The organism is Saccharothrix sp. 6-C (genome assembly GCF_016695385.1).
Taxonomy (GTDB): domain Bacteria; phylum Actinomycetota; class Actinomycetes; order Mycobacteriales; family Pseudonocardiaceae; genus Actinosynnema; species Actinosynnema texasense.
The window spans coordinates 1,555,660-1,569,452 of the sequence record NZ_CP064192.1 but is presented as its reverse complement, the minus strand read 5'-3'; the positions used below and the strand labels follow the sequence as shown (position 1 = coordinate 1,569,452).

The 13,793-nt window shown below is 73.5% G+C and carries 14 protein-coding genes; 9 read left to right on the top strand and 5 right to left on the bottom strand.

Annotated elements, in window-relative coordinates; all coding sequences use genetic code 11:
- Positions 1-78 precede the first annotated feature (78 nt).
- Both IOD16_RS07260 and IOD16_RS07255 read right to left on the bottom strand, forming a co-directional pair.
- Positions 79-513 carry a VOC family protein gene (locus tag IOD16_RS07260; protein ID WP_201439411.1) on the bottom strand — a complete coding sequence of 145 codons (435 nt, stop codon included), beginning with the start codon at positions 511-513 and terminating at the stop codon, positions 79-81.
- 91 nt (positions 514-604) lie between these two features.
- Complete coding sequence (locus IOD16_RS07255; RefSeq protein ID WP_201439410.1) at positions 605-958, bottom strand: YybH family protein; 354 nt, start codon at positions 956-958, stop codon at positions 605-607.
- A 61-nt stretch (positions 959-1,019) separates the two neighbouring features.
- Here IOD16_RS07255 and IOD16_RS07250 point away from each other — a divergent pair, with 61 nt between their 5' ends.
- Positions 1,020-1,994 (top strand): helix-turn-helix transcriptional regulator, encoded by a 975-nt coding sequence (locus IOD16_RS07250; protein WP_201439409.1) that lies wholly within the window; start codon positions 1,020-1,022, stop codon positions 1,992-1,994.
- On the opposite strand, the gene IOD16_RS07245 is transcribed toward IOD16_RS07250, so the two are convergent.
- Together IOD16_RS07245 and IOD16_RS07240 are read right to left on the bottom strand one after the other, a co-directional pair.
- Positions 1,976-2,794 carry a tRNA(His) guanylyltransferase Thg1 family protein gene (locus IOD16_RS07245; protein WP_201439408.1) on the bottom strand — a complete coding sequence of 273 codons (819 nt, stop codon included), beginning with the start codon at positions 2,792-2,794 and terminating at the stop codon, positions 1,976-1,978. The two genes, IOD16_RS07250 and IOD16_RS07245, sit on opposite strands and share 19 nt — an antisense overlap.
- A 2-nt stretch (positions 2,795-2,796) precedes the next feature.
- On the bottom strand, positions 2,797-3,255 hold the full coding sequence (locus tag IOD16_RS07240; protein WP_201439407.1) for an AAA family ATPase: 459 nt from the start codon (positions 3,253-3,255) through the stop codon (positions 2,797-2,799).
- A 211-nt stretch (positions 3,256-3,466) separates the two neighbouring features.
- On the opposite strand from IOD16_RS07240, the gene IOD16_RS07235 reads away from it, so the two are divergent.
- From IOD16_RS07235 to IOD16_RS07210, 7 genes are all read left to right on the top strand, one after another.
- The gene (locus IOD16_RS07235) at positions 3,467-4,726 is read left to right on the top strand and encodes an ATP-binding protein (RefSeq protein WP_201439406.1); all 1,260 of its coding nucleotides are present in this window, start codon (positions 3,467-3,469) and stop codon (positions 4,724-4,726) included.
- The gene (locus IOD16_RS07230) at positions 4,723-5,148 is read left to right on the top strand and encodes a roadblock/LC7 domain-containing protein (RefSeq protein WP_201439405.1); all 426 of its coding nucleotides are present in this window, start codon (positions 4,723-4,725) and stop codon (positions 5,146-5,148) included. The genes IOD16_RS07235 and IOD16_RS07230 overlap by 4 nt, the downstream gene beginning before the upstream one ends.
- A complete protein-coding gene (locus IOD16_RS07225; protein ID WP_201439404.1) occupies positions 5,145-5,507 on the top strand; it encodes a DUF742 domain-containing protein in 363 nt (120 codons plus the stop codon). The genes IOD16_RS07230 and IOD16_RS07225 overlap by 4 nt, the downstream gene beginning before the upstream one ends.
- Positions 5,485-6,081, top strand: coding sequence for a GTP-binding protein (locus IOD16_RS07220; protein ID WP_123742958.1), 597 nt, complete (start codon positions 5,485-5,487; stop codon positions 6,079-6,081). Before IOD16_RS07225 ends, IOD16_RS07220 begins: the two co-directional genes overlap by 23 nt.
- Complete coding sequence (locus IOD16_RS39970; RefSeq protein WP_236594796.1) at positions 6,078-7,454, top strand: cytochrome P450; 1,377 nt, start codon at positions 6,078-6,080, stop codon at positions 7,452-7,454. The genes IOD16_RS07220 and IOD16_RS39970 overlap by 4 nt, the downstream gene beginning before the upstream one ends.
- Positions 7,391-8,539: a cytochrome P450 family protein gene (locus IOD16_RS07215; protein ID WP_236595131.1), complete on the top strand. Its 1,149-nt coding sequence runs from the start codon at positions 7,391-7,393 to the stop codon at positions 8,537-8,539. The genes IOD16_RS39970 and IOD16_RS07215 overlap by 64 nt, the downstream gene beginning before the upstream one ends.
- A gap of 177 nt (positions 8,540-8,716) precedes the next feature.
- Positions 8,717-11,848, top strand: coding sequence for a BTAD domain-containing putative transcriptional regulator (locus IOD16_RS07210; RefSeq protein ID WP_201439402.1), 3,132 nt, complete (start codon positions 8,717-8,719; stop codon positions 11,846-11,848).
- A gap of 15 nt (positions 11,849-11,863) precedes the next feature.
- Here the strand turns inward: IOD16_RS07210 and IOD16_RS07205 are convergent, their stop codons facing one another.
- A complete protein-coding gene (locus IOD16_RS07205; protein WP_201439401.1) occupies positions 11,864-12,700 on the bottom strand; it encodes a DUF4097 family beta strand repeat-containing protein in 837 nt (278 codons plus the stop codon).
- Positions 12,701-12,927: 227 nt separating this feature from the next.
- On the opposite strand from IOD16_RS07205, the gene IOD16_RS07200 reads away from it, so the two are divergent.
- Entirely contained in the window at positions 12,928-13,734 is an 807-nt protein-coding gene (locus tag IOD16_RS07200) for a glycosyltransferase family 2 protein (protein WP_201439400.1), read from the top strand.
- Positions 13,735-13,793: the final 59 nt, after the last annotated feature.

The window sequence follows — 13,793 nt, the reverse complement described above, 5'->3', positions numbered from 1 at the left end:
GGCCGGGCAGCCGCATCAACCCGAGTCCCCATCCGACCAGCCCGCCCGGCGCCGGACGCCCGACGGCGTCCGCGGTCCTCAGTCGAGGCAGAACTCGTTGCCTTCGACGTCCCGCATCACGATGCACGACTCCTCGACGCCGTCCGCGTACAGGGTTCGCACGTGCGCCGCGCCGAGCGCGACCAGCCGTGCGCGCTCGGCTTCGAGCGCGGCGAGGCGTTCCCCACCCACCAGCCCGGTGCCGACCCGCACGTCGAGGTGCACCCGGTTCTTGACGACCTTGCCCTCGGGAACGCGCTGGAAGAACAGCCGCGGACCGACCCCCGCGGGGTCGACGCAGGCGAACGCCGCGCCCCGGCGCTCGACCGGCAACGAGCGGTCGTGGTCGTCCCAGGTGGCGAACCCCTCCGGCGGCGAGGGCACGACGTACCCCAGCACCTCGCACCAGAACCGGGCGACCCGCTCGGGTTCCGCGCAGTCGAAGGTGACCTGGACCTGCCTGACCGACGCCATGCGCCCACGATAGTTCCGGCTGCCACCGCGCACGCCACTCGTCACCGGGGGCGGTGGGCCCGGTTCGGCCCCGGCCCACCGCCGTCTCCCGCTACGGCGCCAGCATCGGCTGGTCCAGGACCCACAGCCACGAACCGTCCGGCTGGCGGCGGGCGACCTCGACGGTCAGCTCGCCGCTGGTCAGGGTCGACATCGTGAGCGCCAGGTCGCCGCTCACCAGCGCCGGGTGCTGCCGGCCGGGGGTGAGCACCGGCGCGGCGGCGACGAACTGCTCGTAGACCTCGCGGATCCGCGCGTGGCCGGTGGCGAGGTTGCCCGGCGGGAACGCCAGCACGGCGTCCGGTTCGTACAACGCCACCAGGCCGTCGACGTCCCCCGCGTTGCCGCGCTCGATGAAGTGCTTGCCCAGGTCGTTCGGCTCGAGGGCCGCGTTCTCGCTTGTCATGCCGGTAAGCCTCCAAGCAATACACGACACCCTGTGTCACGTATTCCGATAAGGTTCGCCCGTGCGTGCCGACCGGCTGGTGTCGCTGGTGCTGCTGCTGCGCCGGCACGGTCGGCTCTCCGCGACGGCGCTGGCCCGCGAGCTGGAGGTGTCCACCCGCACCGTGCTGCGGGACGTCGAGGCGCTGTCCGCGGCCGGTGTCCCGGTCTACGCCGAACGCGGCCGGCACGGCGGTTTCGCGCTGCTGCCCGGTTTCCAGACCGAGCTGACCGGGCTGAACCACGACGAGGCGCTCGCCCTGCTGGTCGCCGGGTCGCGGCGCGGCGCGCAGGCGTTCGGCCTCGGCGCGGCGCTCGCCTCGGCCATGCGCAAGGTGGTCGACGCGCTGCCCGAGCACCACCGGTCCACCGCGGCGGGTGCGGCGCGGCGGTTGCTCATCGACCCGGGCACCGACCTGCTGGCACGCCGGCAGGCCGTCGAGGAGGTGCCCGACGCCGTGGTCGCCCAGGTCCGGCGCGCGGTGTTCGCCGGGCACAAGCTGCGCATCCACTACGCGGCCGCGGACCAGGCCCCGAAGTGGCGCACGGTGGACCCGATCGGCCTGGTCACCGTCCGCGAGCAGGGCTACCTGCTGGCCACCAGGTCCGGTGAGGACCGCACCTACCGGCTGTCCCGCATCCGGGCCGCCGAAGAGCTGGCCGAACCCGCGCAGCGACCGGACCTGGTCGACCTGGACCGGGCCTGGCAGGAACGCGGCACGCGGTTCCGGGCGGGCGCCGACCAGGTCACCGCGCTGGTGCGGGTGCACCCGGCGCGCCGGAAGGACCTGGTGGACACCGCGCTGGCCGTGCACGCCGAGGAGACCGACGCGGACGGGTGGCTGCGGCTGGAGGTGGCGTTCCAGGACCCGCGGCACGCCGAGTGGGCGTTGTGGCAGCTCTCGACGGGCGCGGAAGCCCTGACCCCGCCGTGGCTGCGCACGACCCTGCGCGACCGCGCCACCGCCATCGCCACCCGCTACGGAGCGCCTTCCTGAGCGCCGACCTCCGGCGGCGCGGCGGCGGCCGGCGACCCGGCGAGCTCCGGCGAGCCGGTGACCAGCCGGTGGACGAGGGCGCGGTAGGCGTCCCTCACCGGCAGGTCGTGCTCGACGTGGACGCGCCGCCGGGTGGTGGTGACGTCGACTCCCCGCACGGGGTCGCGGCCGGCGCGGCTGTGCTCCTCCCACCACAGGCCGATGCCGCGCCGCTGCCAGGCGGGCAGGTCGTCGAAGTCGGTCCCGTGCCCGAGCAGCAGCTCGTGCTTGGCGGCGGTGGTCGTGCCCTCCAGCCGGCCGGTGGCCTCCCGGCGGGACGCGCCCGCCTTGCGCAGGGTCCAGTAGCACCAGCCGTTGAGCGCGCAGCGGGTGGCGTCGGCCTGCCGCCAGGACACGTAGTCGAGCACGTCGCCCGGACCCGCGCCGATCCAGACCCGGCTGTCGAAGTGCGCGGGCTCGCCGACGGCGTGGGTGAACGCGGCGGAGGCGACGCCGGCCGAGACCGACACGAGCTTCTCCACGCCGCGCCCGAACATGTCGTGACGCGGGTCGAGCACGATGGAGATCTCATCGCTCTCGGTGTAGGCGTAGCGGGCCCCGAACCCGGTCAGCAGCGCCTGCGCGGTCTCCACCATCAGCCCGGAGAACCGCACGTCGAACGGCTTGTCGAAGCGCTCCTCGGTGAACCGGGAGAACCCGCGCCCGTCCACCCGCACGACCACCCACATCCCGGACGGCGCGGTCAACCCGTGGAACCACTCCCTGGCACGTTGCCCGGACTCCAGGTCGGACCACCGCATCGTCACTCCTCCCAGGGCCGCACGTCGAACCCGCCGCGGCCGTCGAACCGCACGACCGACAACTCGTCGAACCCGTCGGCCGGTCGTGGCCGCCGCAGTCGCTTAACCGTCGCATAAAGCCCCACGTCGGGCACCCTGGTTTTGTCGTCCCTGGCGGCGTTGCGCGCCATCGACGCGGTGAGATCCGGCGGGAACCAGTATCCGACGATCCGCGCGCCGCGCTCCCGACCGGCCGCGATGAGCGGCGCCCATTCCTCGGCCGACGGATTGGTGTTGTCGACCGCGACCTTGAACCCGGCGTCCAGAGCCTCCCTGATCAGCCGCAACTGCCTCGCCTGCCGCCGTCGCGCATTAGGGAACGCGTCCTTGCTGACGTGCGCGTGGGTGCCCGCCAGCGAGGTGCGGTAGAAAGTCGTCTTCCCCGAGGCCTGAAGCCCGATCAAGATCGCGACCTCGGTCACCGCGCAATCCTATGCGGCACGCCCGAGCGGCGCGCGCCGACCACCTCACCACACTGTCCACAATGGACATATGGTATTGGTATTCCCGGTGAGTTACTCCTATCGGAGGGAGACTGGCGGAACCACTTGGCGGCCGATGAAGTCCCGTGATAAAGATTCAGACCCTGCTGACGCACTGGTATCCGGCAGCTCGCCCGCACCAGAGGAATTGATGGACCAACAAACACTCGCGGTGGCGTTCTGGTTCCTGCTCGCCATCGTGCTGATCGTCGTGTTCCTGCTGGTACGCCAACGACGGACCACCCGCGCGTTACAGATCCGGGCCGAGGAGGCCGAGGCGCGGGAACGCAGCCGCGCCGAGGAGGAGCGGCACCTGGTCGACGCCCGGCTGCCCGCGCTGGCGGAGTCGCTGAACCACCGGCCCGTCGAGGTGCCCGGACCCCGGCACCCCCGGGTCGCCGAGGCGCACGAGCCGGTGTTCGCCCTGTTCGCGGACTCGGTCCGGCAGGCGGGCGCCCGCGGCGAGCAGTCGGCCCGCGCCACGCTCAAGGCCATGATGCGCGCGGTGCAGAGCCTGTCCAACGAGCAGCAGGTCGCGATCTCGGCCATGCAGGAGCGGCACGACGACCCGGACGTGCTGGCCGGGCTGATGCGCATCGACCACATGAACTCCCAGCTCAACCGCCGGGCCCAGGCCACGGCGGTGCTCTGCGGCTCCTGGCCGGGGCAGCAGCGGTCGGCGTCGTCGCTGACCGACGTGGCGCGCGGCGCCACCTCCCGGATCCGCGACTACCTGCGGGTCAACGTGCCGGCCGAGTCCGACGTCGCGGTGGTCAGCCGCGCGGTCGAGCCCGTCGTGCTGACCGTGGCGGAGCTGCTCGACAACGGCGCGCGGCACTCGCCGCCCAACACCAGCGTCGAGGTCAACTTCCAGCAGGCGCACAACGGCATGGTGGTGATGATCGACGACGGCGGCGTCGGCATGACCGTCGAGGAGCTGCACCGCGCGGCCCGCCTGCTGGCCGGCGACGGCGGCAACGACATCAACCGGCTCGGCGACCCGCCTCAGGTCGGCTTCGCCGTCATCGGCGTGCTGGCCAAGCGCTACGGCTTCCGCGTCTCGGTGGACACGCGCTCGCCCTACGGCGGTGTGCGCGCGGTCGTGTTCCTGCCGAACGAGCTGCTCACCCGGGTCAGCAAGCCGACCATGCCCGACCACGCCGTGGCGCTGCCGCCCGAGCGGGCGCCGGTCGCCCCGGCGCCGCCCGCCGAGCTGGAACGCACCCCTGGCGGCCTGCCCCGGCGGCGGCGGACGCAGACCGTCGACCAGGGCGCGCCGCCGCAGGCCCCGACCGTCCCGGCGCCGGCCGACCAGCGGATCGCGACCGGGCTGGCCGCCTGGAAGCGCGGCACCGACTCCGGCCGGGCCACCACGCCGCCGCCTGTCGCTGAAGGGAACACCCAGGCATGAACACTTTGGGTTGGATGCTCGACGACGCCTTGACGATGCCGGAGACGCGGCACGCCGTCCTGCTCTCGGCCGACGGGCTGCTGATGGCGCACTCCGCCGGCATCGACCGGGACGACGCGGAACGGCACGCCGCCGCGATGTCCGCGCTGCAGGCGCTGGCCCGCGCCACCGCCGAGTTCTGCGGGCAGACCAGCGCGGACTGGCGCCAGACGGTCAGCGAGTTCGCCGGCGGCTACGTGTTCCTGGCCGCCGCCGGTCCGGGCGCATACCTGGCCGTGTCGGCGGGCGCGCGGGTCGACATGGAGGCGGTGTCCTTCCGGATCCAGGAGCTGGTCCAACGGCTGGGCAAGGAGCTGACCAGCCCGCCCAGGCAGGTCGAGCGGACGAGTCCGCCGCAGCGCGAGGCAGGCAGCCCGGCGTGAGCGGCGCGAGCGGCGGGAGGCGACTGCGGGGGCTGGTGCGACCGTACGTCGTGACCGGCGGCCGAGCACACGCCAGCCGCAACACCTTCGACGCGGTCACGGTCGTGATCGCGACCCGCGAGCAGGTCTCCGGGTTGTCGCCGGAGAAGAAGCGGCTGATGGAGCTGTGCCGGGGCGGCGCGCTGTCGGTCGCCGAGATCGCCGCGCACCTCTCGCTGCCGATGAGCGTGACCAAGGTGCTGCTGTCCGACCTGGTCGACAGCGGCCACATCGCCACGCACGCCGCGGTCTCGCACACCGCCCGCCCGGACATGAAGCTGCTGAAGGACGTGCTCGATGGCCTCCGTGCTCGCCTCTGACGGCGTCTACCTGCGCGACACCGTGCGGACGACGGTGAAACTGCTGGTCGTCGGTCCGTTCGCGGTCGGCAAGACCACCTTCGTCGGCACCCTCTCGGAGATCCGCCCGCTGCGCACCGAGGAGACGATGACGCAGGCCGGCGCCCTCGTCGACGACCTCGCCGGGGTGGACGACAAGAGCACCACCACGGTCGCGCTCGACTTCGGCCGGCTGACGCTCACCGACGAGCTGGTGCTCTACCTGTTCGGCGCGCCCGGCCAGCAGCGGTTCACCCCGATCTGGAAGGACATCGCGCTCGGCGCGCTCGGCGCGCTCGTGCTCACCGACACCCGACGCCTCGAGCAGTCGTTCGAGGTCATGGGTCTGCTGGAGGAGCTCCGCATCCCGTACGCGGTGGCGGTCAACTCCTTCGACGGCGCGCCCGCGTTCCCCGGCGAGGAGCTGCGGGACGCGCTGGACCTGCTGCCCGAGACCCCGCTCATGTTCTGCGACGCCCGCGACGTGACGTCGTCCACGCAGGCACTCGTCACCCTCGTCGAGTACTTGTTGACCCGCAACCAGGAGAACGCGTGACCTCGCAAGCCGCCCCCGGGCAGGCATGTCCCGCACACCAAGGCCGGATGCCGCTGCACGGCCCCGAGTTCGCCGCCGACCCGGCCGCGACGTACCAGGCGCTGCGCGCGCACGGGCCCGTCGCGCCGGTCGAGCTGGCGCCCGGTGTGCCCGCCAACCTCGTCGTCGGCTACACCGCCGCGCTGGACGTCCTGCGCAACCCCAGCGCGTTCCCGCGCGACCCGCGCCGGTGGCAGGCGAAGATGCCGCCGGACTCCCCCGTGCTGCCGATGATGATGTACCGGCCGAACTGCCTGTTCACCGACGGCGCCCAGCACGCCCGGCTGCGCGCCGTGGTCACCGACAGCCTCGCCCGGGTCGACCCGAACGCGCTGCGCGCCCAGGTCGAGCAGACCGCGGACCGGCTGATCTCGCGGTTCGCCGGCAAGGGCGAGGCCGACCTGCTCGGCGAGTACGCGAAGCTGCTGCCGCTGATGATGTTCAACCACCTCTACGGCTGCCCGCCGGAGCTCGGCGACCGGCTGGTCGTCGCCATGCGCAACATCTTCGACATGATCGACCCGGAGCAGGCCAACGTCGAGCTGACGCAGTGCATGGTGGAGCTGGTCACGCTCAAGCGTGAGCGGCCCGACCACGACATGCCCTCGTGGATGATGGCCCACCCGGCCAGGCTCAACGACGAGGAGCTGATCCACCAGCTCGTCCTGCTGATGGGCGCGGGCACCGAGCCCGAGCAGAACCTGATCGCCAACGGCATCCGGTTGCTGCTGGCCGACGACCGGTTCGCGGGCGACCTCTCCGGCGGCAGCATGCCGGTCGAGGAGGCGCTCGACGAGGTGCTGTGGACCGATCCGCCGATGGCGAACTACTCGGCCAGCTACCCGGTCGAGGACGTCGACTTCGCCGGTGTCCGGCTGCCCGCCGCCGAGCCGGTGGTGATCAGCTTCGCGGCGGCCAACAACGACCCCGCGCTGGCGGGCCAGCAGCGCTCCGGCAACCGGGCCCACCTCGCGTGGAGCGCGGGCGTCCACTCCTGCCCGGCGCAGCAGCCCGCGCGGCTGATCGCGTCGGTGGCGATGGAGAAGATCCTCGACGCCCTGCCCGACATGCGGTTGGCGGTCCCCGCCGACGAGCTGGTCTGGCGGCCCGGACCGTTCCACCGGGCACTGACCGCGCTCCCCGTGCGTTTCACCCCGGTAGCCGTGCCCGCCCAGCCCGACGAGTCACCTGGAGACACCCGTTGGAACGTGCAGCCGACCCCATCGTCCTCGACCCCACCGGCCGTGACCTCCACGCCGAGTCCGCAGCCATCGCCGCGCGAGGCCCGGCGACCCTGGTGGAGCTCCCTGGCCAGGTTCCTGCGTGGGCGGTGACCCGCCAGGAGACATTACGCGAGCTGCTCGGTGATCCCCGGGTCTCGAAGGACCCACGGCAGCACTGGCCCGCGTTCAGCAACGGCGAGCTGCCCGCGGACTGGCCGCTGCACCTGTGGGTGTCGGTGCAGAACATGTTCACCGCCTACGGCGGCGACCACCGGCGCCTCCGCTCCCTGGTGTCCAAGGCGTTCACGCCGCGGCGGGTGGCGGCGATGCGACCGTGGATCGAGCAGATCACCGAGCAGCTGCTGGACCGGCTCGACGCGGCGGAGCAGCCGGTCGACCTCCGGGAGGCCTTCGCCTACCCGATCCCGATCGAGGTGATCTGCCAGCTGTTCGGCGTGCCCGCCGAGGCGCGGTCGCGGCTGCGGAAGGTGGTCGACGGGGTCTTCGACACCTCGATCACGGCCGAGGCGGCGCAGGCGAACGTCGTGCAGCTGTACGGGATCATGCACGAGCTGGTCGCGGCGAAGCGGGAAACGCCCGGCGACGACCTGACCAGCGGCCTGATCGCGGTGAGCGAGGACGACGGCTCGAAGCTGGACGAGGCCGAGCTCGTCGACACCCTGATCCTGATGATCTCGGCGGGCTACGAGACCACGGTGAACCTGCTCGACCAGGCGATCACCGCCCTGCTGACCCACCCCGAGCAGCTGGCGGCGGTGCGCGCGGGCACCAGCGGCTGGATGGACGTGATCGAGGAGACCCTGCGCTGGCAGGCCCCGATCGCCAACCTGCCGCTGCGCTACGCCGTGGAGGACATCGAGGTCGGCGGTGTCCCGATCCGCAAGGGCGAGGCGATCCTGGCGGGTTACGCGGCGGCGGGCCGTGACCGGTCGGTGCACGGCGACACCGCCGACGAGTTCGACATCACCAGGGCCGACAAGACCCACCTGGCGTTCGGCCACGGCGTCCACTACTGCCTGGGCTCCCCCTTGGCGCGGATGGAGGCGGAGATCGCCCTCCCCGCCCTGTTCGCCCGGTTCCCGGCGATGGAGCTGGCGGTCGCGCCGCACGAGCTGGAGCCGAGCCAGTCCTTCATCTCCAACGGCCACCGCTCCCTGCCGGTGCGGCTGAAGTGACGTGTCGACCGGACCGGGGGCGCGTCACGAGCGGTGACCCGCCCCCGGTCCGGTCCGCGGTGACCACGTCGTCCTCGACGAAGAAGTAGGCCAGGTCCACTTCGTCGGTGCGCCCCCGCACCGGGCGGGTTCGCGCTCGTCAGAGGCCTGCCGGCGCTCCGTGACACAATCGGCCACGTGCAGATCGGGACGCTGGGGCCATTCGAGGTTCGCACCGACGACGGCGTCTCGGTCGACGTGCCGGGCGCGCGGTTGCGCGGGTTGTTGATCGCCCTCGCGCTCGAACCGGGCCACGTGGTCCCGAAGACGTCGCTGGTCGACTGGATCTGGGGCGAGAACCCGCCCGCCGACGCGACGAACGCCTTGCAGCGCCTGGTCTCCCGGCTGCGGAAGGTGCTGCCGGAGGGTGTGGTCGAGGGGCAGCCGAACGGCTACCGCCTGCTGGTGGCGCCCGACGCCGTCGACGCCGTCCGGTTCGAACGCCTCGTCACGCGGGCCCGCGGCGAAGAGGCGCCGCAGCGGGTGCGGCTGCTGCGCGAGGCCCTGGCGCTGTGGCGCGGCGCGGCCATGCAGGACGTCGGCCTGCAGGACAGCGAGGCGTTCGACGCGGCCGTCACCCGGCTCGACGGGCTGCGCCTGACCGCCGCGGAGGACCGGTTCGACGCGGAGGTGGGGCTCGGCGCGGACGTCGTCCCGGAGCTGACCGACCTGGCCGCCGCCCACCCGATGCGGGAGCGGTTCGCCGTCGCGCTGATGCGCGCCCTCATCGCGGCCGGCCGCGACGCCGAGGCGCTGCTCGTCTACGAGCGCACGCGGGAAGCCCTGGCCGACGCGCTCGGCGTCGACCCGTCGCCGGAGCTGTCCGCGCTGCACGTGGCGCTGCTGCGCGGCGAGGTGAGCCGGCGCGAGGAGGACCGCAAGACCAACCTGCGCGCCGAGCTGACCAGCTTCGTCGGCAAGGACGCCGACGTGGCCGTGGTCCGCGGGCTCGTCGCCGAGCAGCGGCTCACCACCCTGATCGGGCCGGGCGGCTCGGGGAAGACCCGGCTGGCCACCGAGACCGCGCGCACGCTGCTCGACGACCTGCCGGACGGCGCCTGGCTGGTGGAGCTCGCGGCCATCGGCGCGGACGGCGACGTGGCGCAGGCGGCGCTCGCCGGACTCGGCCTGCGGGACGCCCTGCTCGGCGACACCCCGAACGCGGAGCCGACGGACCGGCTCGTCGCCGCGCTCCGCGACCGGGAGGCGCTGCTGGTCCTGGACAACTGCGAGCACGTGATCGAGTCGGCGGCCGCGTTCGCGCACCGGGTGCTCGGCGAGTGCCGGCGGCTGCGAGTCCTGGCCACCAGCCGGGAGCCGCTCGGCATCACCGGCGAGGCGCTGTGGCTGGTCGAGCCGCTCGGCGTGCCGGAGGAGGGCGCCGGCGCGGACGAGGTCGAGGCGTCGCCCGCCGTCCGGCTGCTGCGGGACCGGGCGAGCGCGGTGCGCAAGGACCTCGCGGTCGACGCCGACGCGAGGTCGACCATGGTGCGGATCTGCCGGGCGCTGGACGGGATGCCGCTGGCGATCGAGCTGGCCGCGGCCAGGTTGCGCACCATGACCCTCGACCAGTTCGCCAACCGGCTCGACGACCGGTTCCGGCTGCTGACCGGCGGCAGCCGCACCGCGCTGCCGCGGCACCGCACGCTGCGTGCGATGGTGGACTGGAGCTGGGAGCTGCTCACCGACGCGGAGCGGATCGTGCTGCGCAGGCTCTCCGTGTTCGCGGGCGGCGCGAGCCTGGAGGCGGCCGAGCGGGTCTGCGCCGACGACGCGGTCGAGCCGGACGAGGTGCTCGAACTGCTCACCACGTTGGCCGAGAAGTCGTTGCTGGTCGCGGCGGGCGACGGCGCGCCGCGCTACCGGATGCTCGGCACGATCAAGGAGTACGCCGCCCAGCGCCTCGCGGAGGCGGGCGAAGCGGACCTGGCGCGCCACGCGCACCTCGCCTACTTCACCGAGCTGGCCGAGACCGCGGAACCCCGGCTCCGCCGCGCCGACCAGCTGACGTGGCTCGCCGTGCTCAAGGCCGAGCACGACAACATCGGCGCCGCGATGCGGGGCGCGCTGGCGGCCGGCGAGGCGGCCGGCGCGATGCGGCTCGCGGCGGCCTCCGGCTGGTACTGGTGGCTGGCCGGGCACAAGTCCGAGGGCGTGGAGCTGATCCTCGCGGCCACCGGCACGCCCGGCGACGTGCCGGACGACGTCCGGGCCATGGTCTACAGCCTCATGACGATGTTCGTGAACTCCGGCCTCGGCGACGAGCACCAGGCGGCGGAGTGGATCCACAAGGCGTACGAGCACCGCCGGCGGGTCGAGCGGAGCAACCCGATCCTGGCGCTGGTCGTCCCGCTGGAACACATGCTGCGCGAGCCGGGCGCGTTCCTGCCCTCGTGGGAACCGTTGCTGGACAACGAAGACCCGTGGGTGCGGGCGCTGGGCCGGCTGCACCTGGGCAAGATGCGGATCGTCCTCGGGCACGGCGGCCGTGACGCGGACGAGTACCTCGAGACCGCGCTGAGCGAGTTCCGGGCCATCGGCGAGCGGTTCGGCATCTCGTTCGCCCTGACGTCGTTGGCCGACCGCATCGCCACGCGCGGCGAGTTCGCCGCCGCGTGCGAGCACTACGAGCAGGCGATCGCGGTCGTCGCCGAGATCGGCGCGACCGAGGACGTCATCCGGATGCGGTCGCGGCAGGCGCAGCTGTACTGGCTGATGGGCGACGAGGACGCCGGCGAGGCCGCGATGGCCGAGGCGCAGCGGGCCGCGGCAGGGGTCACCTGGCCGGACGCGCTGGCCGAGCTGGCGCTGGCGAAGGCGGCGCTCGCCCGGTGGACCGGTGACGCCGAGGAGGCACGCCGGCAGCTCGACACCGCGACGGCTTCGTTGGGCGCCAACGCGGAACGGGCGCACATCCGCGCGATCACCCACGACCTGCTCGGCTACCTCGCCGACGACCTGGCCGAGTCCCGGGCCCACCGCGAAGCGGCCTGCCAGGCGGTGTCGGAGGCGGGGCACCCGACCACGACCGCGCTGGTCCTCGTCGGGATCGCGGACCTGGCGCTGCGCCGGGACCGGCCCGAGCAGGCGGTCCGGCTGCTCGCGGCGAGCGCCGCCGTGGGCGGGCTCCAGGACCGCGCCCACCCGGACGTGGCGCGGATCGAGGAGAGCGCGCGCGGCCGCCTCGGCGACGCGCGGTTCGCCGAGGCGGCTCGGGAGGGCGCGGAGACGAGCTGGTCCGAGCTGGCGCGAGCCGCGCTCGTCCCCTGAGCGCGGCGTCGCGGGTCAGCCCGCCGCACGCTGGACGATGATGTCGCCGTGCCGCGTGCGGGCGTGGACGGTGACCTCGTGGCCGGTGGCGGCCAGGTCGTCCCGCGAGGACAGCGAGTCGCGCACCGCGCCCCGCTTGCTCTCGGCGTCCACCAGGGCCGCGACGCCCTCGCCGACGCCGACCTCGATGTCGCCCGAGCGGTTCGTCAGCTCCGCCCGACCGCGGGTCAACCGGCCGATCCGGATGGCGCCGCTGCCGGTCTTGGCGGTGACGCCGCCGTCGGCGCGGTCGACGTCGAACCCGCCGCTGCCGCTGCTGAGGTCGAGGTCGGCCGCGGCGTGGCCGATCCACGTCCGGCCGCCCGAGGTCGAGCACCTGACCGTGCCGCGGACCTCGCCGATGCGCGCCTCGACCACGCTGCCCTCGATGTCGACGCGGCCGGCGACGTGGCCGACCGCGACCTCGCCGGCCGAGATGGTCGCCCGCAGCGCCTCGACGCGGTCCAGCTCGACCCGGCTCGACGCCGTGTGCAGCTCGCACTCGCCGAACGAGCCGTCGGCCCGGACGGTGGAGTTCGCCAGGTAGGTGACGAGGCCGGAACCGGCGGGCAGGTCGATCGTGATGGCCACGGACCCGGTTCCGCGCCCGGAAACGGTGGTCTTGACCGACAGGTGCCCGCCGGCGAAGGCGACCTTCGTCCCACCGGCCACCTCGACGTCCGACTCGCTGGTCGGGTCGACGGGTGTGACCAGCACCGAGGTGTCGGTCCGGTCGCTCGCGTCGACCCGCACCCCGGCGCCGGCGACGACGATGGTGGCGGTGATGGGACCGGGAGTGGCGAAAGAAGGCATGACGACTCGTTTCTCGTTCGGTGAGGGTGGCGACGACTTCGATCGCCGAACTCATGCGGGCAACTGTCGGCGGCCCGCCTGTCACCGCCCCGCCACGACCCTGACACCGCCCCTGACACGGCCTCGCACCACGTCGCCGCAGGCCACGACCTGGCCGTGCGGGCTCGTCGTCGTCGCGACCCGGTGTCGCGTTGACGGGTCGCCGGCCGGCCGAGTAGAAGTCGGCCATGCCCACGGTCTCCGTCATCACCGCCGCCTACGGCCCGAGCGCCCACCACCTCGCCGAGACCGCGCGGGGCGTGCGGGCGCAACAGCTGCCGCCGGGCTGGTCGCTGGAGTGGGTCGTCCAGGAGGACGGTGAGCGCCCCGTCCTGGCCGACGCGCTCGGCGCACAGGCCGAGTACGGCCACAACGGCACCCGGCTGGGCATCGCCGCCACCCGCAACCTCGCCCTGGCCCGCGCCAGCGGCGCGCTGGTCCAGAACCTCGACCACGACGACGTGCTGCTGCCCCACGCCCTGGCCACCCTCATCCGCCGCTTCGAGGAGCACCCGATCCACTGGGCGGTCGGCGCGGCCGACGACCTCCTCGAGGACGGCGCCCGCCGGTCCTGGGACTCCGCGATGCCCTTCGGCCTGCTGCCCGCCGGCGACGTCAACCGGTGGGCCGAGCGGCACGGCGGGAACTGGCCCGTGCACGGCGGCGGCCTCATGATGCGCGCCGACACCCTCCGCGCCATCGGCGGCTGGACCGGCATCCCGGTGGACGACGACCTCGCCGCCCTCGTGGCGGTCTCCGAGCTCGCCGACGGCTGGAACGACCCCACCGTCACCTGGCTCTACCGCAAGCACCCGGCGCAGACCACGCGCAACTCCCACTACCCGGGGCTGGAGGACACCGGCCGCCGCATCGCGCTGCAACGCGCCAAGGCGCTCCGCAACGCCGGGCTCGCCCTCACCGCGCCGCCCTCGTTCGACGGCGGCGGCACGGACGTCCGAGTGGGGCCGAACATCAAGCCGGCCCCGACCGGCTAGCGGGAACGTCCCGAACACCGAGGCTCCCGGTGCGAGGGGACGGGGGCGAGCGGAGATCA